Here is a 22,117-nt window from a genome sequence, read left to right as displayed (position 1 = left end):
GAGCGATCAGCATGAATCCTGACTCTCTATCTTTTTAACTTAAAGATTTCTTGCGCGATGCGGTTTACTATAATGACTAACTCCCCCGCCACCTACTATTATTCTTCCGCCTCTGTTGAAAATAAGTAATTTTCTTAACCCTCCTGCTAGTAACACCTCTACTTTTGCATCGTTTGCCGTTGCTACATAGACGACATTTCCACTTTTGGATTGGAACGTTCTCCAATTTCGGTCAAACTCAGAGCGCAGGACCCGGTTAGAATAGACCTGATTCTCCAGTCTAGAGACTTGTACATTTTTCACGGCTAAGCCGCCTCCCTCAAGCAATTCTTCTCAACTATTTTATTCTTGAGCAGGAATTTGGCTTGGACTTCCTTACAATTGCTTGAGAATATATGGATGAGAAAAACGGCCGATGGCCGGGTCCTTATCTAAAACCCTGTACGTTTGCGAATGGACTTGTCTTTGCCAATCGTCTAGCTTCTTGCCTGTAAAGATGAAAAATATCGTTCGAGACACGATGGCAACATCCCTATATATCTGTTACGATGAGAAACATCTATCCAGCTTCACTCAGCGTACAACCCTGCTTTTTTTCTCGTCTGTAAGCACTCAAAACATCGTTAGAGAGACGACTTCGTTTCGTCGCGCCCGCTGCAACGATGAAAAACATCTCTACAGCTGCGCACTTGCTGCTTGTTGTTGTCGAACGATTCTTGCTTAACTGATTATTAAAAGGGCAGGCCGTGGGCCTGCCCTTTCTTCATATTGGTAGCGCACGTCGATCTTCACCTGCTGTGCGTTACGTTCTTTCGACGAGCATGGCAACGCCCTGGCCGCCGCCAATGCACAGCGCGGCAAGGCCCAGCTTGCCTTCGCGCTTCTCCAGCTCATGGAGCAGCGTGACGAGCACGCGAGCGCCGCTGGCGCCGATCGGATGTCCGAGCGCGATGGCGCCTCCATTGACATTTATGCGGTCCCGGACAGCGCCGAGATCGCGGCTAACGGCAAGCGACTGCGCTGCGAAGGCTTCGTTCAGCTCGAAAAAGTCGATATCGTGGACGGATACTCCCGTTTTCCGGAGTATTCGCAGCGTCGATTCGACGGGTCCCAGACCCATCACAGATGGGTCGAGCGCAGAATGCGCGTAGCCCTTGATGCGGGCGAGCGGCTTCAACCCCAGCGTGCTCGCCTTCGCCGCAGACATGACGACGAGCGCAGCGGCGCCGTCATTAATGCCCGAGGCGTTGCCCGCCGTCACGGTGCCGTCTTTTTTGAACGCTGGGCGCAGCTTCGCCAGCGTGTCCGCGGTTGTGCCCGCGCGCGGGAACTCATCGGTCGCGAAGCGGACCGGTTCCCCCTTGCGCTGCGGGATCAAAACCGGGACGATTTCGTCCGCGAAGCGTCCCGTGGCAAGGGCTTGCTCCGCTTTCTGCTGGCTCCAGGCAGCGAAAGCGTCCTGCTCTTCGCGGGAGAGCGCGTAGCGCTCCGCGATGTTTTCGGCGGTGATGCCCATGTGGATGTCGCACATGGCGCACCATAAGCCGTCGAGGACCATGGAGTCGACCATGGTCGCGTCGCCCATGCGCAGCCCGCTGCGCGCGCCGGGCAGCAGGTAAGGCGCCTGGCTCATGTTCTCCATGCCGCCGGCGACAACAATCTCTGCATCGCCGAGCCGTACGGCTTGAGCGGCGAGCATCACGGATTTGAGACCGGAGCCGCACACTTTATTGACCGTCATCGCGGGAACGGCATGTGAGAATCCGGCCTTCAACCAAGCTTGACGGGCCGGATTTTGCCCGAGTCCGGCTTGGAGGACGTTGCCCATAATCACTTCATCCACTTGAGTGTCATCGAGTCCTCCGGCTCTGCGCAGAGCTTCTTTGATCACGATACTCCCCAATTCCGGCGCTGATATATCCGATAAAGCACCTTGGAAATTCCCAATCGCCGTCCGAACGGCACTTACAATTACAATTTCCTGATCCATAACTTACGCCTCTCTCTCATTACAGTGGCTCCCATGTTCTAAATTCCGTCTCCATTTAGAGGAACAATCCCCTTGCTTGCTAATCACGCATCCATCCCCTGCATCTATATATTTACCTGGAAAATTTCCAATGGAACGATACGAGTTCACGAGATGAATGGGCTATGATTGGAAATCATACAGTGGAATCGACCTATTTTCAGGATAAGCCCGTTTTCAGGCCAAATGTATTGGAAGATATCCAATGACAGGCATTTTTCAGCAGCGAATTTGGGATTCCCCTGGATAAAATCCAATGCAAAAAACAACCTGTCCTCCCACAATCCAGTGAGCTGCAAAACGTACATGTAAATTGATTGAAAATGCCCCTCCTGCGATGCTCAAACTGCAAAAAGTGCAGGAAAATCGCTCGGCTCATCAATCGCGCCTAGCCCCTAAATGAGCCGAATTACTGCACAATATGCAGGTAATGGGATCATCAAATTCGCCGTTAAATGCGAATCTAATGTACCAGATGCAGTTAGTCACTCGCTACCAAGGGGGATGAGGCCAATGATGTATCGTCGCTTGCATGCCATGAAAACTCAGCCTCAGTTTTCGCTCGAACCTCATCTAACGTAATGCCAGGTTGCAGCTCGACAAGCACCATGCCGCGATCCGTATAATCAAATACAGCCAAATCCGTGATCAGCCTATTTACGACGCCTTTGCCCGTAAGCGGCAGCGTGCAGCTTTTCTTTACCTTGGATTCACCTTGTTTATTGACATGCTCCATAATGACGACGATCCTTTTGGCTCCGCTGACCAGATCCATGGCGCCACCCATGCCTTTCACCATTTTGCCGGGAATCATCCAGTTCGCGAGATCGCCGTTCTCGGCCACCTCCATCCCGCCAAGAATGGCCAGGTCAATGTGACCGCCCCGAATCATGGCAAATGATTCAGCGCTGTCAAAAAACGACGCGCCATGAACCGCGGTAACCGTTTCTTTGCCTGCATTAATCAGATCCGGGTCTTCCTCGCCTGCGAGCGGATACGGTCCGATGCCCAGAAGTCCATTCTCGGACTGAAGCATAACCGTCATCTCTTCGGGGATTTCATTGGCGACCAGCGTTGGCATGCCGATCCCCAGGTTAACGTACATTCCATCCTTAATTTCCTGCACAGCCCGTCGGACAATTTTGTTGCGATCTTCACTCATCTGGATGCTGCCTCCTTCGCCATCACAGTTCGACGCTCAATCCGCTTCTCGTAAGCTCCGCCTTGCACGACGCGCTGTACGTAAATGCCCGGAAGATGAATCTCGTCCGGATCCAGCGACCCGGCTTGGACAATTTCCTCCGCTTCGACGATCGTTACTTTTCCGGCGGTTGCTGCCAGCGGATTAAAGTTCCGCGACGTTTTGCGGAAGACAAGATTACCGAACGTATCCGCTTTCCAAGCTTTCACCAAGGCAAAATCGCCGACAATGCCCCGCTCCAATATATAAGTTCGTCCATCGAACGTCTGATGCTCCTTGCCCTCGGCGACAAGCGTGCCAACACCGGTGGCCGTATAGAAGCCCGGAATGCCAGCCCCGCCGGCACGAATACGCTCTGCCAGCGTTCCTTGCGGAACGAGTTCGACTTCAAGCTCGCCGCTCAGGAACTGCCTTTCGAACGTTTTGTTTTCTCCGACATAGGACGAGATCATTTTCTTGATTTGTCGGTTGGCCAGCAGCAGCCCCAGTCCCCAATCATCGACACCGCAGTTGTTGCTGACCACCGTTAATTCTTTGGTTCCCTTATCTTTCAATACCGCAATCAAATGCTCCGGAATCCCACAGAGCCCGAAGCCTCCCACAATAATCGTCGCGCCGTCGTGAATTTCCCGTATGGCTTCCTCCATCGATGGGACCAATTTATTCATGCTCCATTCTCCTCTCCTCTAAAAAGGTTGTTTAAAAAGTCCACTTTGATAACGAAGCATATTCATGATGTGACTCGGCATCGAATCTTGAACGAATCCGGGAAGTCCGGTACTCTCGTAGCAAACCTCTACGCTCCGTTCCTCCTTCTCCGTATTGCGTTCAACCTTCTCGGTTCTGAAAGCGGACTTTTTAAACTCGCAATAATTTGCTTTTCTCTAATTTATTCACTGCGCTGTATAGCCGCCATCAATTAAAAGTGATGCTCCCGTTACGCCCCGCAACTTATCGCTTGCGATCAACATCGCAAAGTCCGCAATTTCATCTACCGACAATAGCCGTTTTTGCGGCACGAGCGGATAGATGACTTCTTCAAGTACACTTTCAAGCGGGACGTTCCGCGTTTTCGCCAAATCTTCCAATTGACCTCTGACAAGCGGGGTATCCACATACCCCGGGCAAAGTGCGTTCACGGTGATGCCGTGAGCAGCCCCTTCCAGTGCGGCAACCTTGGTCAGCCCTATCAAGCCATGCTTGGCGCTGTTATATGCCGCTTTGCCCGCAAAACCAATCACTCCATTGATCGAAGCCATGTTAATAATGCGGCCAAAGCCTTGGCGCTTCATGATCGGAAAGGCATGCTTGATGCCGATAAAAGCGCCGGTGACCATCACTTTGAGCATGAATTCAAACTTCTCAACGGGGAAATCCTCAATCGGAGCTACATGCTGCAAGCCCGCATTATTGACCAAAATATCCAGTCTCCCGAACGTTTCTTCGACGGTTGCAATCGCTCCGGCCACTTGCTCCTCTTGCGTAACATCACAACGAATGCCCATTGCTTGAAAGCCTTCCTGTTTCAAAAGCACCGCTGCCTGCTCCGCCAGTTCGCCGCGAACATCGGAAATCACGACCGCAGCGCCTTCCCGTGCAAATGTACGGGCGATTTCAAGACCGATGCCGCTGGCTGCGCCCGTAACCAGGGCGACTTTTTTATCCAAAAACAATGTCATCGCTTGAGCCCTCCTTCAAACTTTTCATGAAAATAACGAAATGACTACAGCAAGCAAAAACACCGTCAACGTTTTAATGACCGTAATCGCAAAAATATCTTTGTAAGACTGTCTGTGCGTCAATCCAGTGATCGCGAGGAGCGTAATGACCGCTCCGTTATGAGGCAATGTGTCCATGCCACCGGATGCCATCGAAGCAATCCGATGCAGCAACTCGGGGCTGATGCCAGCCGTTTGCGCAGCTGCCATATACTGTTTGCCCATCACTTCAAGCGCAATGGACAATCCGCCGGAAGCCGAACCCGTAACGCCTGCTAATATATTAACGGACACCGCTTCTGAAATAAGCGGATGCGAACTTAAACCGAGAATCCAATTCTGAATCAGCTTGAAGCCTGGCAGCGTTTTCACGACATTCCCGAAACCAACCTCGGATGCCGTATTGAAGATGGCCAGCAAAGCGCCCATTGCCGCAGCAGTCAAGCCAGCTGCCAATTTATTGTGAACCCTGCGCATATTGATGCAAATAGCGGCCACAATCCCGATACATAGCGCAACGATCAGCGCCCAAGAAGACGAAACCGTTTTGACACTAGCGATGTTAAAAGTTTTCAGCAGCTCTGCGCTGTACCAGTTGTTCACGGTCAGGAACCCGCGGCTCAGCAGGTAGTTGAACACCAGCACAAGCACTAACGGAACGATGGCCAGCCAGATGTTCGGATACTTTTGATCCGTAAGCACTTCCGGCTCGTTCTTGTGCCCTGTGCCATAGCCTTCGCCGGCTAACTCAGCTTGCTTGCGTCTGCGTTCCAGCCAATATAAGCCTGCGGCGAACACGAGCACGCCACCAATGATTCCAACTACCGGCGCTGCGTACGCATCCGTCCCGAAATACGTTGTTGGAATGATATTTTGCACCTGCGGCGTTCCTGGAAGCGCATCCATTGTAAACGTAAAAGCGCCGAGTGCAATCGTTCCGGGGATTAATCGTTTCGGCACGTTCGCTTCACGGAAAATGGCGCTGGCGAATGGATAAACGGCAAACGCTACCACAAACAGCGATACACCGCCATAAGTGAGCACGCCGCACGCCAAAATAACAGACAGGATAGCGCGTTTCGAACCCAGGCCTCTGACAATCGTCTGTGCAATCGAAGACGCTGCGCCGTTGAGCTCCATCACTTTACCGAATATGGCCCCTAGCAGGAAAATGGGGAAATAGGTTTTTACATAGTTAGCTGCATTCACCATGTACGTTTCCGTGTAGCTCGGCATTAACGCCAAGCCCGAAATCAATACGGCAAGCAAGGTGAAAATTGGGGCAAACACAATGACCGGGTAACCCCTGTAAGCAAAAAACATGAGCAATCCTAAAGCCAAAAGAATCGCCACAACTTGAATGAACATCTGTTCACTTCTCCTCTTTGTCGAGAAATATAAAACGCTTACAATCATGCTTACTATTCAGTTTACATCGGAGCTGACCACAGGTAAAATTCATAGATAGAATGATTCCTATGCAAATTATCTATGGGTCGGAGTTGATCCCTGATGGATTTAAGACAATTAACGTATCTGCTGGAAATAGCCAAGCAGCAAAATTTTACGAAAGCCGCAGAAAACCTGCATCTTTCCCAGCCTACGCTAAGTAAAATGGTTAAAAGCCTCGAGGAGGAGTTGGGTGTCACCTTATTCGATCGGACTGGCAAATATGTGAAGCTGACCGATGCCGGTATCGTTGCTGTTGATCAAATTCAAGTCATTATGCAGTCTGTTCAAAACTTATATACAGCGATCGAAGATGCTTCCAACCTGAAAACGGGCACGATCAAAATCGGGCTGCCGCCCGTCATCAGCTCTGTTTTTTTCCCGCGTGTCATCGCAAAGTTTCAAAGATTGTACCCGAACATCTACTTTCATATCGTCGAGGAAGGCGCCAAAAAGGTGGAGGGCCTTGTCCTGGACGGCAGTCTCGAAATGGGCGTTGTCATCTCTCCCGTGGATCCCGCCTCTTTTGAAATATTACCGTTTCTGAATCAGAAGCTGGCGCTCGTTCTGCACCGTGAACATCCGCTGGCTCAGCAGTCCTCGGTCCCTTTGCAAAAGCTTAGAAACGAGCCTTTTATCCTGTTCCCCAACGGCTATGCGGTTAGGAACCACGTCATTCGCGCTTGCCGAAGCATCGGCTTCGAGCCGGATGTCGTCTACGAAAGTTCACAGTGGGACCTGCTCGCAGAAATGGTAGCGGCGAATTTGGGCATCACCATCATGCCGGAAGCCATATGCAGGAAGATCGTGAACGCGGACTGCAAAACGGTAAAATTGACCGATCCCTTTATCCCCTGGGAGCTGGTTGTCATAAGCAACAAAGATAAATATCAATCCTTTGCGATACGGGAGTTTAAATCATTTGTAAGCGGATTGACCGAATAAGGGGAATGGCGCATCTTGGTTTGGAGGATAACAAGTGAACGTTAAGCAGCAAGTTTCATCGATGACCACGGGCAAAAACTACTATTTGCTCTTGCTCGTCGTTTTTGTCGGATTTCTGATATTCGGGTTTTCTGAAAATATTAAAGGGCCGGCCATTCCGCGCATACAGACCGATTTTTCCTTGGATGAATGGCAAATTGGCGCACTCCTTTCCCTGAACTCATTAGGCTATTTGCTCGCATGCAGTTTCACCGGATTAATGGCCCGTAAATATGGTCTGAAGCTGACGAGTTTAGTCGCGTTTGGCTCTATGGTCGTTTCGGGTGTTCTCATCGCATTGTCCCGGCACTTTATCCCTTTTGCTTCTTCTTACTTCTTCATGTATATCGGCAACGGCATGCTTGAGATTGCGTTAGCGGTTCTGGGGGCTCGTATTTTCGTTAAAAATACGGGCATGATGATGAATTTGGCACACTTCTTTTATGGTTTAAGCTCGATTGTCGCACCTGTTCTAGCATCCGGCCTCATGGGAGTGACCATCTTGGGAACGGAATTAGGCTGGCGCGGCATGTATCTGCTTATGCTGTCGTTAGCTATTCTTCCTATGATTCCAGCACTCGTCACCCGGTTTCCCGGCAATGCGGTTGCGGAAGAGCATCAAATTACGTTAAAAGCTTATGCCCGCGACCCCGTAGCCTGGTTCATGGTTGTTATTCTTTCCTTCGGCGTGGTATCCGAACTTTCCATCGGGAGCTGGCTCGTCAATTTTCTGGAAAAAGCCTATCAATGGGAAATGACCTCAGCATCCGGGATGCTTTCTGCCTTCTTTCTGTGCTTTACGCTGGCAAGGCTTGTGCTGGGCCCGTTTACGGACAAAATCGGCTTCGTGATGTCTCTCATCATCCTGTCCGCATTTTCCGGCATCTGTTCGCTTGCCGCTATCGCTGCCGGTCCATCCGGCTCGTTTCTATTTGCACTTGCCGGAGTTGGGATCGCACCGATTTATCCGACCGTTATGGCTTTTCTGGCTAAACGCTACCCGAATGGAAGCGATACGGCGATTACGTTCACAGTCACCATGATGGGAATTGCCAGTGTTATCGGAAACTTCCTGGTCGGGGCGATTACGGATGGTTTCAAGCTGATTTTTTCGGATGCCGCTCATCCGAATGAGGGTTTGATCAAGGGGCTGCAAGCAGGTTATGTGTTCATCGGGGGTTGTGCGCTTCTGTGTTCGGTTGTGAGTATCATGCTTTATCGTTGGTTGAGGAAGCGGAACGAGGTGCTGTAAAAATAAAGAGGCTTACCCCGAAGGGCAGCCTCGAATGCTTGTCATTTAAAATCCACTCCATTGCCACTGTTACTCCAACTGTTGATGAATCAAATGATGGTACAGCCCTCGCAGCTCGAGCAATTCCTCATGCGTGCCGCTCTCAACAATCGTCCCTTGATCCAATACGACAATCCTGTCCGCTTTACGCACCGTACTTAAGCGGTGAGCGATGAGGATCGTCGTTCGATCCTTGAGGATCAGATCCATATTGCGCTGAATCAAGCGCTCGGATTCGGTGTCCAAGGCACTCGTCGCCTCATCGAAAATGAGCAGACGCGGATCACCGATCAAAGCACGGGCAATGGCGACTCGTTGGCGCTGGCCGCCTGACAGCTTCATGCCCCCCTCGCCGATCACCGTCTCATATCCGAGCGGAAAGGAAGCAATAAATTCATGTGCGCCGGCCAGTTGAGCGGCGCTCTCGATCTCCTCTGGCGTCGCTCCTTTCAGGTGATAAGCGATATTTTCAGCAATCGTCCCGCGAAAAATCGTATTTTCCTGCTGCACGACCCCGATCTGCTGCCGAAATGAGCGTGCATGGATCTCACGGATGTTTACGCCATCGATGCGTAAGCTGCCGTCCGTAGGATCGTACAATTTGAGCAGCAGATTGATAAATGTTGTTTTACCGGAGCCGCTGCGTCCTACAATCGCTATGGTTTGACCAGGTTTGATTTCAAAGGTAAGGTTCTGCAAAATGTTCCGGCTCCCCGCTTCATAGCGAAAGGATACATTCTCGAATTGAATGTTCCCGCGAATCGGCGGAAGAATGCGGAGCTTCTGCGGGTCAGGCTGCTCGGAAACGGCTTCGAACACGTCGTTCAACCGTTCCATCGAGATGCGCGCTTCCGAGATATCGTTCAGCATCCGGGTGATCGAATCCACAGAGTGGACCATGGTCAGAAATAGACCGGAAAAGGCGACTAGTTCCCCGACGGAAAGCTCACCTGCAAGCACGTAACGCGAGCCGCAATAGAGCAGCAGCACTTGGGCAGCGATTTGCAGCAAGCTGCTGCTCGCATCGGCCCCCGCCGTAAGCAGATAACCCTGCATCCGCAGCTGCAACGAAGCTTTAAGCTTGTTCTCCAGCTTTCCGCGAACAACCTTCTCGGCCGCCAACGCTTTGACTGTGGCAATGGCATGAACCGATTCCACCACTTGGGAATGGGACTCGCCTTCCGCGATGAACTGCTTACGGCTGTTTTTGCGCATACGGGGAATGAGCCAGGCAATCACAAACCCGAAGACAGGAAGGAACGCTAACGATATCAGGGCCAGCTCCATATGATAATAGAACATGAGTGATCCGTAGATGATGACAGCCAGTACGTCCAGCAAAAAGTAGACCGCATGGTCGGTCAGCATGCGGCGTATATTTTCGTTCTCCGATACCCGTGTAATCACATCGCCGACCGTTCTTCGCATGAAATAATCATAGGGAAGGTCGAACAACTTCTTATAAAAAGCGCCTACCATGGCGATGTCCAGCTTGAGTGCCGTTCGCGCCACGCCGTACTGCCTGACGAACAGGAAGCCGAACTGGAATAAGGCGAGCGACAGCATGCCGGCGAGCAGGATTTGCAGCAAGGACGTATTGCGCTGCACCAGCACTTTGTCAACAATGAGCTGTGTGAAAATCGGCAGCGTCAGCAGAACCAATTGGATGACGATGGATAAAAGAAGAATCGTAAATAAGGACTTTTTATGTGGAGCAAAAAAGGGTACGAACCGGGCGTAGAGCGCATCGCGCTCCCTAAGCCGGCTGACCGCCTCTGTAGGGGTCAGCGACAGCACGATACCGTTCCATTTGCTTGTCAGGAATTTCAGTGAAACCCTCTCCGTCAGCCCAACGGCAGGATCCGCGATTAGCGCTTCTTCCTCATCAAGTTCATATAAAACAACGTAATGGCGGCCTTCCCAGTGAAGAATGCACGGCTTCTCCATGCCTTTTAAATCCGCAAGACCTACTTTCAAGCCTTGCGCTTCAAAGCCAAGCTTTTCCGCAGTTTCCAAAAGCCCTTGCAGGGATGTGCCTTCCGTCGTTACATTCGCTTTTTGCCGTATCTTGTTCAAGGAAACAAATCCGCCGTAGTACTGCACGATCATGGACAAGCAGGTCGGCCCGCAGTCCATTTCATTCTGCTGCATCATGGCGGGATATTTTTTTCCGAACAGCCGTTTCATTTGCATTATCATATTAAATCGGCGCCCAGCGATGTTTCGTTCTGAAGTCTCTCCCGCCGCTTTCGCAAACAGCGAAGCCGTCTCGTAAGCTTTTTCCGCCTCCTCATCATCTTCGTTCCACGCGATGGGCGTTTGCGAATAATGAGCCGTAATCTCCTCGATCGCCTGTCTGATCTTCGGGAAGCGCACAATCAAAGCTTCGAATTCGGATTTCCCCAATCGAAACGCAGTAATCGGCTCTTCCGCACGCACGCTCGCTTTACGAGGTGCTCCGGTCAATAGCGAAAGCTCGCCGAAAAAATCGCCAGGCAGCAGCTTATTCAAAACGTGACGCTCCGCTCCCTGCTCAACGCTGGCCCGTCCTGTCCGAATAATATAAAAGGCGTCCCCCTGTTCGCCTTCCCGAACCAAATCCTGCCCGCGTTCGTATTCGCGTATCTCAAAACTATCCAGCAAGGATCGGATCGCCTGAAAATCCAGGTGCGAGAGCACCGTGGAATTTTTCAAAAACAACCGCATGCCGTCATGTGACATATATGCCCTAAAATAATGCTCCAGCTCCGGCTTATTCCGGGTAAGTTCAGCAAAAGCTTGCCGCTCCAATTTCAATACATGCAAAGAGTTGGCGGCCGCTATGCTCACCTCTGCCCGCTCCGTACCAAACAGCGATTGCTCGCCAAAGTGCTCTCCAGGACCTAACTTGCCTAAGCTAACGAGCTTCGTACCCTCTTTCGTGCCGATGATTCTGGCTTGCCCGCTGAGAATAATATATAGAGCATCGGGAAGCTCATCTTTCGCGATTACCGTCTGCCCCATAGCAATGGTAACACGCTCAAATTTCCAGGCTATTTGTTCTTTTTCTTCCCCGCTCAGTAAATCAAAGAGCGAAATCCGGTCTAATCGCTGCCGCATCTTTTCCTGCATGCTGCCTATTCACCTGCTTTGATCCTTATTCAGCCATTCTAGATGGTCACTCGCACTTCAGCCGCTTTCTCCCGTTCTTCGATCCACTCCTCGAATAGAAGATCGCGAATCTCGGTTTCTAACCGTTCATTTAAGCCCGCTCTCATGATTTGTTCAACCTTTATCAACAAATGGCCCTTCTTCGTCTCAATCGGGCCCACGATTTCACCATCTTTAGCGCCGAAAACAACTGCGGCAACCGAGGGAAGCATCTCTCTCCGTGCGACGAGACCTATATACCCGCCGGCGAACCGGCTTTCTTCATCTAACGTATAGGTACGCGCAAGCTGGTGAAAATCAGCCCCTTCTTCAAGTTGAAACCAGAGTTCCAGCGCCTCTCCCGCGTCTTTCAATACAATTTGGGAAAGATGGGCACGGTCAAAATTCAACCGTTGCTCAGCGAAGTAAGCTTCAATCTGTTCACACGAGAACGATGCCTTCACCTTGGATTCCAAGTACCTGGAACGGACCACCGCGACCAAATCGCTCAATTTCAGTTGCCTATCTTTCAGCCAATCTGTGGTTTCTGCAGACGTAAATAACCCTAGCCGTTTTCGGCGATCATTGATCGCCAGTTGCAATTCATCCTTGCTAACATGAAGCCCCGCCTCTTCGGCAAATTGTTCCACCAGTGCTAATCGGAGTTTATCCTTGAGCGCAGGAAAGCTATCCTCAATCTTCGCAAGTTTGATGACTTCCGCCATACTGATCTTCGATCCTTTTAAATGAAGAGCTTCTATTTCTTCCAATCCCATACGGAACAGCCTCGCTTTGTAATTAAAAAACAAGGGGTCTATTTCGCTGCGGCAGCCCCTTGTTTGTTCAATTGAAACTTTAATTAATTTACGTTTCATTTCATCCCCATTTTTTAAGCAAATGGCCCAGACAGGTCTTGAGACAAATCGTTCAATTCCACTCTTATTTAAGAGTCGCTTCGATAGTTACATTCTAGCAAGTTGGATTTAGTAAGAATATTAACTTTAGTTAACTATGAGGAACGAAATCAGAAATCATCATGCGGGTGATTGAAAGTAGGTATAGTCAGTCATATCAGAGAATATGGTCGCTATTAAAGTACCTGTTGGACGCAATTTTATTGAAGAAATGCTCCAAACAGGCTTCGAACGAATAAAATTCCATAATTAGCGAAGTTTGTTCGTTGTTTATGGACTTTTGTTCTTTCGAGCCCCGAAATGGCTATTTCTCAGAAATTTAGCGTCAAACTCACTCACTATTAACGACCTTTGTTCTTTGTCAAGCGAGTGACCCGAAGGTTACCCCTCATTTCTTTGAAAGGGCCAATGGTTGCATGATGTGCAATCGAATCTGGCGAAGTCAGCAGACTAAGGGGACGGAATACAAAGAGTTTAACAGCAGCCAAACAAACTCACGAATAGGAGGCTCCAATGTCGCAGCCAGTGACTTCCAGCACGCATTCACGTGCATTTTTCGAAAGAGTATGATAAAGTGCTATAGAAAACTAAAGAAGACAAATCTAGAAGCGTTATCGCTTGCTAGGAGAGGTTCGCAAACTCCCTCGATAAAAAACTAAGAAAAACGTACCCTAGGTGTCGTTTTTTTCGTGTTTTTTAGTTTGATGTCTTCTTTTCGTTCAGAAAAGAAAGGGGATATTTACCCATGTCAGCAGGCAGAAGCCGTGAAGATTTGAAAGACATTACGTTGCTTGGCAACCAAGGAACCCAGTACATTTTCAGCTACGACCCAAAACTTCTGGAGGCATTTGACAACAAGCACCCGAATCGCGATTATTTTGTCAAATTCAACTTCCCCGAGTTCACAAGCCTTTGCCCGATCACCGGGCAGCCGGATTTTGCAACGCTCTATATTTCCTACATTCCGAACATCAAGATGGTCGAGAGCAAATCGCTCAAGCTGTACTTGTTCAGCTTCCGGAATCATGGGGATTTTCACGAGGATTGCATGAATATCATCATGAACGATTTGATCGATCTGATGGACCCGCGCTACATCGAGGTTTGGGGGAAATTTACGCCACGTGGCGGCATTTCCATTGATCCATACTGCAATTACGGTCAACCAGGCACGAAGTTCGAAGCCATGGCGGAGCATCGCTTATTGAACCATGACTTGTATCCGGAGAAAATCGATAACCGCTAAACAAAAGGTAAAAGCAACAGGCTGCCGAGGCAGCCTGTTTGTCGTTTTTTACCACATCAGAATGTTTAAGTTCTTTACAGTGCTAAAGCGCGTAGAACAGCATTCTGATTGGCGAATAAAGCTACCTCCTCATTGGGGTCCCCGCAAAGTATTCGGAAGGTGCCTCAAAGCATTACTTCACTTTGTGGGGGTGGAAGAGCGGTCGCTCATCTTCGAAAGACCTCGATAGAGGTTTATCTCATAATGAGGCTTTGGCCCGTTTCCGTATCGCTCTCAGTGTCAGATAACACAAAAAACCGAATGGACCGAACATCAGAATGAGAAATAAGAGTGCGGACTGCACAGGAACCGGCACATACCGGTGTTCCATGTTATCCCGATAGACGTAATGGCCGACCGCTTGGTCGAAGCAAAGGATGTGGAGCCAAACGAGCAAGGCGAAGTCCGGGCCCGACAACAGCCGAACGACTCCCGCCGCCGACCCGAAATCTTGCATAAAACCAAAGCCCGAGCCCCCGATAGCCGCGATGATCCCTATCGCGTACAGGGCCGCAAGAAATATAGGAAAAACGGCCGATTTCGCCAGAAACCGTGTGACCCGCCATGTTGGCAGAAGCATCATCAGCAACCAGAATGGTGTAGCTACGCCAGCAAGTGCAAACAACTTTTCATACATCGTCCATATCTCCTCTCTAGGTAATTCCAATCTAATGGCGTTGCGAAGTCTGAATTTCAGGAGCAGGGGAAGCCTTCAACAGATCTATTGTGGCGAAGATGAAGGTCCCCAGCCACACGAGCAACATGATTCCGGCAAGAAGCGGTAGTGCCGTTAATTCAAATACTGTACGCCCGAACGCGGTTTGCAAGCCAACCAGAAGAACGGAAATCAACCAAGCCGTGCTTCCCGTGTGGATGAGACGCCGGGCAATCAGCTCGCCGCTACGAGCCTTCTCCAGCAGCCACCCAAGAAGCGGAAGTGCCTGCAGCGCATGAAAGCCCAGCCCATGAAGGACGATCAAATTGCCGGCCGCTCCCGTATAGCGGCTGCTGATCGCAATCATCCAAAGGCCTGCGGCGAAAGCAGCCATGGTCGAAAGAAACGCATAGCGGATTCCGAGTACAACAAGCGGGCGCCCATTCGCCTTCCTCCGGCGAAAGAACGGGATTGCGAGCAGTACGGTCACGACGATGATGAGCAGCGAATCAAGCCCGAACAACGCGCCGACGACGGAATCGATTACGGAGCCAATACGTGAAAATCGCGGGTTAATGCCGCGAAATTGCTGTACGGTTTCGACCCCGTAAGCAAACAAGATGGCCGGTATGAAAAACCGGCGAACCCCGCTTCGCTTGCGATGACTTAGACCCGAAAGCGGTAAAATGGCAGCAATGGACAAAATAAACATCGCGATGGCTGCATTGAACGAAAATGCCCGCTCTGCACTGCCTTCCGGCAAAATGACGGATCCGCTCAAACCGATATAAATCGCGATGACGCCTGCAAGTACAAAACCCGCCAAACCGACATAAACCAGCAGTTTTTCTCCCGCAAACAACTTCATATTCGGTGCCTCGGCTGTCTGGTTATTAGATTCCTTTGTCATATGATCATCCCTTCCAAATTATTCTCCCTGTAAGGAATTTTATTTATTAATAAATAAATATTAAGAGAATGAAAAAGGCAGTATCCGCTGCCTTCAGTCTTTAAAACAAAGTAAATCAGGTAAATTCAATACTTCTGACACGGTAATCAAGAAACCCATGCTAAAAAATTGGCTTGCAGCCGCTTCAGCATCCGGAATCCCCGCCTTTTCAAATTTGGCTACGATGGTTTTGTGAATGATCCGGAATTTTTCTCTGACGTGGTCCCGAATCACTGGCTCTGATATCGTGTAAGATTGCATGACCATCATAATCTCATCCCGATGAACGTGCATGATCTCCATGAACGCGTGCCCCATCGTATCCATCAATTGATCGGCAGGAGCTTCGACTTGGGAAAAGGTTTCATAGAGCCGGCTGACGGACCGGTCGATGACTGCGTTGAAGAGCTCTTCCTTGTTTTTAAAAAAGTGAAACACATAAGGCTGCGTGACTCCCGCTGCTTTGGCCACAAGTGCCGTAGTTGCCTTGTAATACCCCAACTCCGCGAATATCCCGACGGCTTTATCCATGATCTGTTCTTTGCGATCTTCGCGGACGACCATAGCCTTCACCTCTTTTTATTTATCGATAAATAAATAATATTCAAAGTTGGGGCTTTCGTCAAGTGTATGGACGCCCAAGGCAAAGGGGGCCCTTACCCAGGCTGCGAACATCAAGTCGCCGCGACCCAGGTCACGTCTTTCTTCACTAAATACTCATCCCATTCTTTAGGCGCCTGGACATCGCTGACGATAATATCGATTTCTTTCAGATCGGCAATTTTATAAAATTGCACGAGGCCGAATTTCGAGTGGTCGGTGACGACAATCCTGTGCTTAGATTGCTCCATCATCTTTTTGGCAAGTTGACCGCGCTCCTCGTCAAAGCCCGTAATGCCCTTGTCCATCATGATGCCGTCTATGGATATGAACGCTTTATCCGCATAAAAATTTTCCACCATTTTTTCGGCCAGGGAGCCTGCGACCCGGGAGTGCAAGGAGCTTACTTTGCCGCCGATAAAGAAAATATCGCCCGAAAACAGATCTTTATTTTTATAATCAATCAATAGATACAGCGCAGGTACGGAAATCGTAAGCACGGTAATATTCTTTTTGTTCAATAAGTAATCGATCATATGAAGCGTCGTCGTACCGTCATCGATGAAAATGACCTCGCCATCCTCAACCAGCGTAGCTGCCGCTCTGCCGATTTTACGCTTTTCTTCCGCGTACAGTACTTCCCTTTTCAAATGAGAAGGTTCTTCTCGCGAAAGATTGATTTTAACGGCGCCGCCATAGACGCGCTTCAGCTTGTTCTCCGCCTCTAAATCCTCCAAATATCTGCGGATGGACTCGGATGACACGCCCAGCTTATCCACCAGCTCATTTGTCTTCACCTTACCTTCCAGGTTCAACAGATTTAGGATAAAGTCTTTCCGCTCTTCACCGATCAATGACATGGACTCCCAAGCCCCCAATGTGCAGCATTTAAGTGTAATTATATGGTTTTACATGCGAATTGCCAAGATGCAGCCACCTCCCGTGCAAACTTCACTCCCGGATATAGATACTTTGTTTTATTCAATAAAAAAAGCGAAACCAAGAGCACAGAATGCTCATTGATCTCGCTTATTTTAGCTGTTGAATCGTTATTGAAACTTTGGAAATTGTGTTTGATAGTTAGTGAATTGCGTTTTTACTTGCTGAATTTCTTGTTGATCCGCCACTTTCATTTTGTACCAGCCCTTCTGGAACATCTGGTCGAAGATTTGAAATTGGCTGTTGTGCGTATCGCTAAGTATGCTTTGAACCGTTGTATGAAGCTTTGGATTTTGCATTTCCAGGAGTCCAGTGTTATAGCTGGCAGACAAATATTTCTCATGCGTCAGAATTTCGTTAATAAAATCGCGGTCATTCATTTCCGGACCTTTGACCTGCGGCAGCTGTCCCGATTGAGGCATGGCTAATTCAACTGTCATAGAGTTTACCTCCTATTGATTAAATTAGTGAAGATGCGTTAGCAGCGAGTTATAGTGATCCAGGTGCTTTTGTCCGGTTTGCTTGATGAGCGCTTGAATTTGCGGATCGGTGCAACGATTAGCTGTGTCATTGCATTTTTTCATCGCCATCAGTTCCCACGATAAAAAATCTTTCAAATAATGAAGCTCTTTATCCGTTAGTACATTGCGATCCGTAGTTGTCTGCGCCTGTGCCTGTTGTGTTTGTTGATTCATGCCGATTCCCTCTCTTTCTGTTTAAAGAATAGTCTCACACCATCTACTATCTCTTGGAATCCGCTGTTTTATGTACGGTTTAATCATAATTTCTTCACCAAATCGATATTAATTGCGCTACAATAGGTAAGAAATGCCTTAAGGATGAATAGGATGGATGACGATGGATAAAGATTTGAAAGCAATTGATTATGAAATGGCCATGCTTATAAGGAGAGCGACCTCGGCAGCAATCGATAAAAAATTGGGCAATCTCGAACGTTCCCATTATCTGCTGCTCTACCAACTTGCGGAGAATGGCGCGATGGGTGTGAAAGCGCTGGCAGATGCCTTTCATTTGGATATTTCTACAGCCAGCCGGCAAGCTGCAGCATTAGAAGCTAAAGGGTATGTAGAAAGGTTACCCGATCCGGAGGATGGACGGGCGAGCTTTTTCCGACTGACTGCACTAGGAGCAAAAGAATTGCAAGATACCAAAGCGATCCGACTGAACAGAATCAATTTGCTTTTGCAGGATTGGTCGACTGAAGATCGTCAAAAGCTTGTGGAGCTGCTCGGTCGTTTTAATCGAACGTTTATAGATTAACCGATCCCCTAACCAAAAGTTAGATCGCTGAAAGAAAATTGAAATTCCCGCTTGATTCCTATCCTGTTACGATAGCGTTAACACGAATAGGAGGTTGAATGGAGAATGAAAATAAGCGTTATAGGGACAGGAAGAATGGGAAAAGGGCTGGTTAGTGTGCTTGCCCACCAAGTTACAACTTTGCAATGGGCTTCCCGAACACCGGACAAAGCTCAGGAGCTTATTAAGCGCTATTCGTTGCCGCCCACCGTTCAAGCTGCTGGCTATGAGGAAGCTTTGGAGTCCGATGTCCTTTTTCATACTTTGTGGTTTCGGGATGTCATGCCATGGGCACAGTCACATAGGGAAAAGCTGCGCGGGAAAATTCTTGTCGATGTTACAAATCCGTTTACGGAGGATTTTAATGATTTTACAACGGAGTGGGGTTCATCGGCCGCTGAAGAGCTTCAGAAGGTTTTGCCGGAAACGTTCGTCGTTGGGGCATTTAAGAACACATTTTTTCAGGTATTCGATCGTCCCCTGCATCAAGAACTGAAAAGCGATGTCTATGTGACAGGAGACGACGATAACGCAAGGCAAGCCGTGATGGAGCTGCTCAAAGGCATTCCGTTCCGGGTCCTAGACGGCGGGCGCCTGGCCAACAATCGAACGATTGAGCGGATGACCTTGTTCGAAAGAGAAGTCGCGATTCGTTATGGCAATTATCCGTACGTATCATTTCGCATGTTCGGTCTGAACGAGACCGGGCTTCAAAGCGCGACTCAATAATTTACCTGCAGCGGCGTTCGCAGAGACGATGGCAATCGATCTGGACGCTGCTTTTTCCGTTATCGGGATGGCCTGCAGCGCCGGGTTGCTGATATGCTTTGCGATGAGTTCGGGTACGATCGTCGTTCCGGCACCGGCCGCCACATAACCAACAAGAAAATCGCCGAAAGGCACTTCCATCTCAATCTGGGGCGCTAAATCGTCCTGTTCAAATATTTCCGTCACGCACGCTCGTATGCTGCAGCTTGACGGGTACATGATGAGCGGATGCAGCGCCAGTTCTTTCATGCTAATTTGCTCCAAATGAGCCATGCCGCTGTCTTTGCGAACAATGAAGTAGAACGGTTCCGTAAAAAGCGGCGCACTCCACATCAAATTCGAGTCCTGCTCATATTCCATGACGGCAACGTCGATTTCACCGGATTTCAAGAGAGCAAGAAGTTGATCGGAAGTATGCTGCACGATAATGTTCGTGCGTATGCCCTGCTGATTCAAGGTATACACCTTCTCTGGCAAATAATGGGCGGCTATACTGGGGAGTGTTCCGATTGCATAGGTCTTGGATTCGTTCAATATTTGAATATCGGCCTGTATTTGATCTAAATCGGCTATCACTTTCTGCAAGCCTTCGTATAATAAGGATCCCGCCTCCGTAAGCTCCACGCCTGAAGACGACCTCCGTAGTAGTTCTGTATCGTAATACGCTTCGAGTTTGCGCATTTGTTTGCTCAAAGCTGGATGCGTCATGTTCAGTTTCTCACTCGCTTTGGCCATACTTTTGAGCCGCGCCGTTTCTATAAAACTTATAAAGTAATCCAGATTCATGCCCTTCACCTCTTGCTGCCTATTATTTCACAGGTAGTCATGGAAAATAAAGTGTTGGACGAGAGATACTGGTTACCTTGTTCAAGGATATTTCCTCATTAAATTTTCATGAAATTCTAAGAAAGGGTAATTTCGGGAGGGATCTCAAGGCTTTGAGCAGCCCTTGGTAAGTTCTAGGTGTTTTAATCTGTGCTACGCTGTTCTCAGGTTAAGAACCTAAAACACCATGATTCATAAGGAGGAAGTCATCATGAAATTACTGAGAATGAACCGCCTTGGAAAATCAACATTATCTATGGGTTTAGCTTTCGCGCTCTTTGCAGGAATGTCTAGTGCTGCTTTCGCCTCTTCCGACAATGGAAGCCAGGGCGATGAGAACAACAACGGATACAGAGCACCGGCAAAAGTCGTTTCAAATTACACTCCGGCCCCGAACCGTAGTAATCCTAGTCCTACACCTGTACAGGCACAAGGAAGTGTAAGCAGCAATAATATCATTAATACAGCAAAGTCGTTTCAAGGCCGGGTTACGTACCGCTTTGGACAACGCGATCAAGCCCACTTGATCTTTGACTGCTCTTCATTCACCCAATATGTTTTTCAGCTAAACGGAAAGCATATTCCTTGGGGATCGAAGGCACAAGCGAATGTTGGCTCATTCGTACCTAGAGACCAACTGCAGCCTGGTGACTTAGTTATGTTCAGCGTAGGTACTCCAGGGCAAATTAATCACGTCGGAATTTACATGGGCAATGGCCAGTTCATTAACAACCTGCCGCATCAAGGCGTTGTCATCTCAAACTTCAACAGCTCCTACTGGACAAGCCATTACATCACCGGTCGCCGCGTCTAATCATCATTGATATTCGAAAATCGAATGTAACCCGGAAGATGGACACTTTAGAAAAAGTGCCTGCCTCCCGGGTTATTTTCTTCCATAATGTCAATGAACCGTTGTTTGAAAGCTGCTTGGGCTAGCCTTTCTCCTACTAACCTGGAGGTAAAGCTCCGTAAGCAGCAGGTTTCCCACAATTGAGAGATATACCGCTATAGGAAACGTAACCCCGTTGGGAGCATGCCAGATCATGGATATGATGGCGACAACAAGCCGAAACGATACGAACACCCAAGTAATCGCGTAGCTTCGGAGAATCCATGCACGGTGCATGGGAATGTTCCGCTTCACAATATGCCAAACTCCTAACCTTGTGGTCAGCTGGACAGCGCCTGTTATATAAGCTACTAGTCCGAGAGTAAGATGCGGATAGAAACATATTTTCCACATCATGAAAGGAAATGTTGCCTCTTTCAGCTTTGCTTTAACCATAGGTGCATGCTGCAAATCTTGGAACAGGTACATCATCGCCACATAAACGCTAAGTATAGCGACAAACAGGTAAATGAGCGTGTAAATGATCCATTTGCGATTCCTTGAATTCATTGTAATATCACTCCGTTTCAACTCATTGACGTTAGAAACCGACCGACGGTTTGTTTTATAAAATTAATATAGCATACCGACGGACGGTCTGTAAATGGGTTTGACGAAATAGTTTCATGTTAGATCTAGAAAACCATCGCGTGGTTTGACCGCCGATATGCGATCATTGGCTAGATCCTTGTTCAAAGCCGTACGTTTGGGAATGAACTTTTCTTTGTCAATCCGCCATTTTCTCTTCTGTAAAGATGAAAAATATCGTTCGAGACACGATGGCAACGTCCCCACATCTCTGTAACGATGAGAAACATCTTTCCAGAGCCTCGCTCGCGTACAAGACTGCTTTTTTCTCGTCTGTAAGCATTCAAAACATCGTTAGAGACACGACTTCCTTTCCCCTCGCCCACTGCAACGATGAAAAACACCTTTCCAGCTGCGCACTTGCTGCTTGTTGTTATACGCTTTGCTCTAACTCGCTCTTTATATTGTTCAAAATAGCAAACCCATGATCCATGAATAAGCGTTTCAGTACGTCTCTCTCCATTTTTTTAACATGCCCACAATTTCTTAGAAAGGGTACCCCTAACGCCTTAAAGTTCTGTAATCGGGTAGGAGGCTACCCATTAGTTGAGTAGCCGACCTCCCACACCACCGTACGTACC

Annotated in this window: 23 protein-coding genes and 1 riboswitch; of the genes, 6 read left to right on the top strand and 17 right to left on the bottom strand. The window is 48.8% G+C overall.

All coding sequences use genetic code 11. The features are described from left to right. Positions 1-39: 39 nt before the first annotated feature. The 7 genes from ACFQZT_RS24895 to ACFQZT_RS24865 all read right to left on the bottom strand — a co-directional run bounded on the left by ACFQZT_RS24895 (position 40) and on the right by ACFQZT_RS24865 (position 6,316). Positions 40-303 carry a hypothetical protein gene (locus ACFQZT_RS24895; protein ID WP_379304259.1) on the bottom strand — a complete coding sequence of 88 codons (264 nt, stop codon included), beginning with the start codon at positions 301-303 and terminating at the stop codon, positions 40-42. Between the two features lie 72 nt (positions 304-375). Further along, entirely contained in the window at positions 376-519 is a 144-nt protein-coding gene (locus ACFQZT_RS24890) for a hypothetical protein (protein WP_379304257.1), read from the bottom strand. Positions 520-802: 283 nt separating this feature from the next. Next, the gene (locus ACFQZT_RS24885) at positions 803-1,990 is read right to left on the bottom strand and encodes an acetyl-CoA C-acetyltransferase (protein WP_379304255.1); all 1,188 of its coding nucleotides are present in this window, start codon (positions 1,988-1,990) and stop codon (positions 803-805) included. Between the two features lie 520 nt (positions 1,991-2,510). After that, positions 2,511-3,191: a CoA transferase subunit B gene (locus ACFQZT_RS24880; RefSeq protein ID WP_379304253.1), complete on the bottom strand. Its 681-nt coding sequence runs from the start codon at positions 3,189-3,191 to the stop codon at positions 2,511-2,513. Beyond that, positions 3,188-3,898, bottom strand: a complete 711-nt coding sequence (locus ACFQZT_RS24875; RefSeq protein ID WP_379304251.1) for a CoA transferase subunit A — start codon at positions 3,896-3,898, stop codon at positions 3,188-3,190. Before ACFQZT_RS24875 ends, ACFQZT_RS24880 begins: the two co-directional genes overlap by 4 nt. 225 nt (positions 3,899-4,123) lie before the next feature. After that, positions 4,124-4,909, bottom strand: coding sequence for a 3-hydroxybutyrate dehydrogenase (locus tag ACFQZT_RS24870; RefSeq protein ID WP_379304249.1), 786 nt, complete (start codon positions 4,907-4,909; stop codon positions 4,124-4,126). A gap of 24 nt (positions 4,910-4,933) precedes the next feature. Continuing rightward, complete coding sequence (locus ACFQZT_RS24865) at positions 4,934-6,316, bottom strand: GntP family permease (RefSeq protein ID WP_379304247.1); 1,383 nt, start codon at positions 6,314-6,316, stop codon at positions 4,934-4,936. A gap of 144 nt (positions 6,317-6,460) precedes the next feature. On the opposite strand from ACFQZT_RS24865, the gene ACFQZT_RS24860 reads away from it, so the two are divergent. Both ACFQZT_RS24860 and ACFQZT_RS24855 read left to right on the top strand, forming a co-directional pair. Further along, positions 6,461-7,342: a LysR family transcriptional regulator gene (locus tag ACFQZT_RS24860; RefSeq protein WP_379304245.1), complete on the top strand. Its 882-nt coding sequence runs from the start codon at positions 6,461-6,463 to the stop codon at positions 7,340-7,342. Between the two features lie 61 nt (positions 7,343-7,403). Then, positions 7,404-8,633 carry an MFS transporter gene (locus ACFQZT_RS24855; protein ID WP_379304634.1) on the top strand — a complete coding sequence of 410 codons (1,230 nt, stop codon included), beginning with the start codon at positions 7,404-7,406 and terminating at the stop codon, positions 8,631-8,633. A 69-nt stretch (positions 8,634-8,702) separates the two neighbouring features. Here ACFQZT_RS24855 and ACFQZT_RS24850 read toward each other — a convergent pair whose 3' ends face one another. Next, on the bottom strand, positions 8,703-11,783 hold the full coding sequence (locus tag ACFQZT_RS24850; protein WP_379304243.1) for a peptidase domain-containing ABC transporter: 3,081 nt from the start codon (positions 11,781-11,783) through the stop codon (positions 8,703-8,705). A 38-nt stretch (positions 11,784-11,821) separates the two neighbouring features. Further along, positions 11,822-12,676, bottom strand: coding sequence for a peptidylprolyl isomerase (locus ACFQZT_RS24845; protein WP_379304241.1), 855 nt, complete (start codon positions 12,674-12,676; stop codon positions 11,822-11,824). 660 nt (positions 12,677-13,336) lie between these two features. Further along, a riboswitch (PreQ1 riboswitch) is annotated at positions 13,337-13,380 on the top strand. Between the two features lie 80 nt (positions 13,381-13,460). Between ACFQZT_RS24845 and queF the strand changes: the two genes are divergently transcribed. Then, positions 13,461-13,961 carry a preQ(1) synthase gene (gene queF / locus ACFQZT_RS24840; protein ID WP_379304239.1) on the top strand — a complete coding sequence of 167 codons (501 nt, stop codon included), beginning with the start codon at positions 13,461-13,463 and terminating at the stop codon, positions 13,959-13,961. Between the two features lie 238 nt (positions 13,962-14,199). Here the strand turns inward: queF and ACFQZT_RS24835 are convergent, their stop codons facing one another. From ACFQZT_RS24835 to ACFQZT_RS24810, 6 genes are all read right to left on the bottom strand, one after another. Next, on the bottom strand, positions 14,200-14,637 hold the full coding sequence (locus ACFQZT_RS24835; RefSeq protein WP_379304237.1) for an ABA4-like family protein: 438 nt from the start codon (positions 14,635-14,637) through the stop codon (positions 14,200-14,202). Between the two features lie 31 nt (positions 14,638-14,668). Continuing rightward, positions 14,669-15,565 carry a hypothetical protein gene (locus tag ACFQZT_RS24830; protein ID WP_379304235.1) on the bottom strand — a complete coding sequence of 299 codons (897 nt, stop codon included), beginning with the start codon at positions 15,563-15,565 and terminating at the stop codon, positions 14,669-14,671. 93 nt (positions 15,566-15,658) lie between these two features. Beyond that, entirely contained in the window at positions 15,659-16,168 is a 510-nt protein-coding gene (locus ACFQZT_RS24825) for a TetR/AcrR family transcriptional regulator (RefSeq protein WP_379304233.1), read from the bottom strand. Between the two features lie 110 nt (positions 16,169-16,278). Further along, positions 16,279-17,064, bottom strand: coding sequence for a DeoR/GlpR family DNA-binding transcription regulator (locus tag ACFQZT_RS24820; RefSeq protein ID WP_379304231.1), 786 nt, complete (start codon positions 17,062-17,064; stop codon positions 16,279-16,281). Positions 17,065-17,253: 189 nt separating this feature from the next. Continuing rightward, positions 17,254-17,583, bottom strand: a complete 330-nt coding sequence (locus tag ACFQZT_RS24815; RefSeq protein WP_379304230.1) for a spore coat protein — start codon at positions 17,581-17,583, stop codon at positions 17,254-17,256. 24 nt (positions 17,584-17,607) lie between these two features. After that, positions 17,608-17,838, bottom strand: coding sequence for a hypothetical protein (locus tag ACFQZT_RS24810; protein ID WP_379304228.1), 231 nt, complete (start codon positions 17,836-17,838; stop codon positions 17,608-17,610). A gap of 163 nt (positions 17,839-18,001) precedes the next feature. Here ACFQZT_RS24810 and ACFQZT_RS24805 point away from each other — a divergent pair, with 163 nt between their 5' ends. Together ACFQZT_RS24805 and ACFQZT_RS24800 are read left to right on the top strand one after the other, a co-directional pair. Further along, the gene (locus ACFQZT_RS24805) at positions 18,002-18,424 is read left to right on the top strand and encodes a MarR family winged helix-turn-helix transcriptional regulator (RefSeq protein ID WP_379304226.1); all 423 of its coding nucleotides are present in this window, start codon (positions 18,002-18,004) and stop codon (positions 18,422-18,424) included. A 105-nt stretch (positions 18,425-18,529) separates the two neighbouring features. Next, positions 18,530-19,192: an NADPH-dependent F420 reductase gene (locus ACFQZT_RS24800; RefSeq protein WP_379304224.1), complete on the top strand. Its 663-nt coding sequence runs from the start codon at positions 18,530-18,532 to the stop codon at positions 19,190-19,192. On the opposite strand, the gene ACFQZT_RS24795 is transcribed toward ACFQZT_RS24800, so the two are convergent. Continuing rightward, positions 19,139-20,017 (bottom strand): LysR family transcriptional regulator, encoded by an 879-nt coding sequence (locus tag ACFQZT_RS24795; RefSeq protein WP_379304222.1) that lies wholly within the window; start codon positions 20,015-20,017, stop codon positions 19,139-19,141. The genes ACFQZT_RS24800 and ACFQZT_RS24795 overlap by 54 nt on opposite strands. A 250-nt stretch (positions 20,018-20,267) precedes the next feature. Between ACFQZT_RS24795 and ACFQZT_RS24790 the strand changes: the two genes are divergently transcribed. After that, positions 20,268-20,870 carry a C40 family peptidase gene (locus tag ACFQZT_RS24790; protein ID WP_379304220.1) on the top strand — a complete coding sequence of 201 codons (603 nt, stop codon included), beginning with the start codon at positions 20,268-20,270 and terminating at the stop codon, positions 20,868-20,870. A gap of 90 nt (positions 20,871-20,960) precedes the next feature. Here the strand turns inward: ACFQZT_RS24790 and ACFQZT_RS24785 are convergent, their stop codons facing one another. Beyond that, positions 20,961-21,458, bottom strand: a complete 498-nt coding sequence (locus tag ACFQZT_RS24785; protein ID WP_379304218.1) for a DUF2306 domain-containing protein — start codon at positions 21,456-21,458, stop codon at positions 20,961-20,963. Positions 21,459-22,117 lie beyond the last annotated feature (659 nt).

Source organism: Paenibacillus sp. GCM10027628 (assembly GCF_042676385.1).
Taxonomy (GTDB): Bacteria; Bacillota; Bacilli; order Paenibacillales; family NBRC-103111; genus Paenibacillus_E.
Note: the sequence above shows the minus strand (reverse complement) of the source record. Positions and strands in the feature narration are given on the sequence as shown.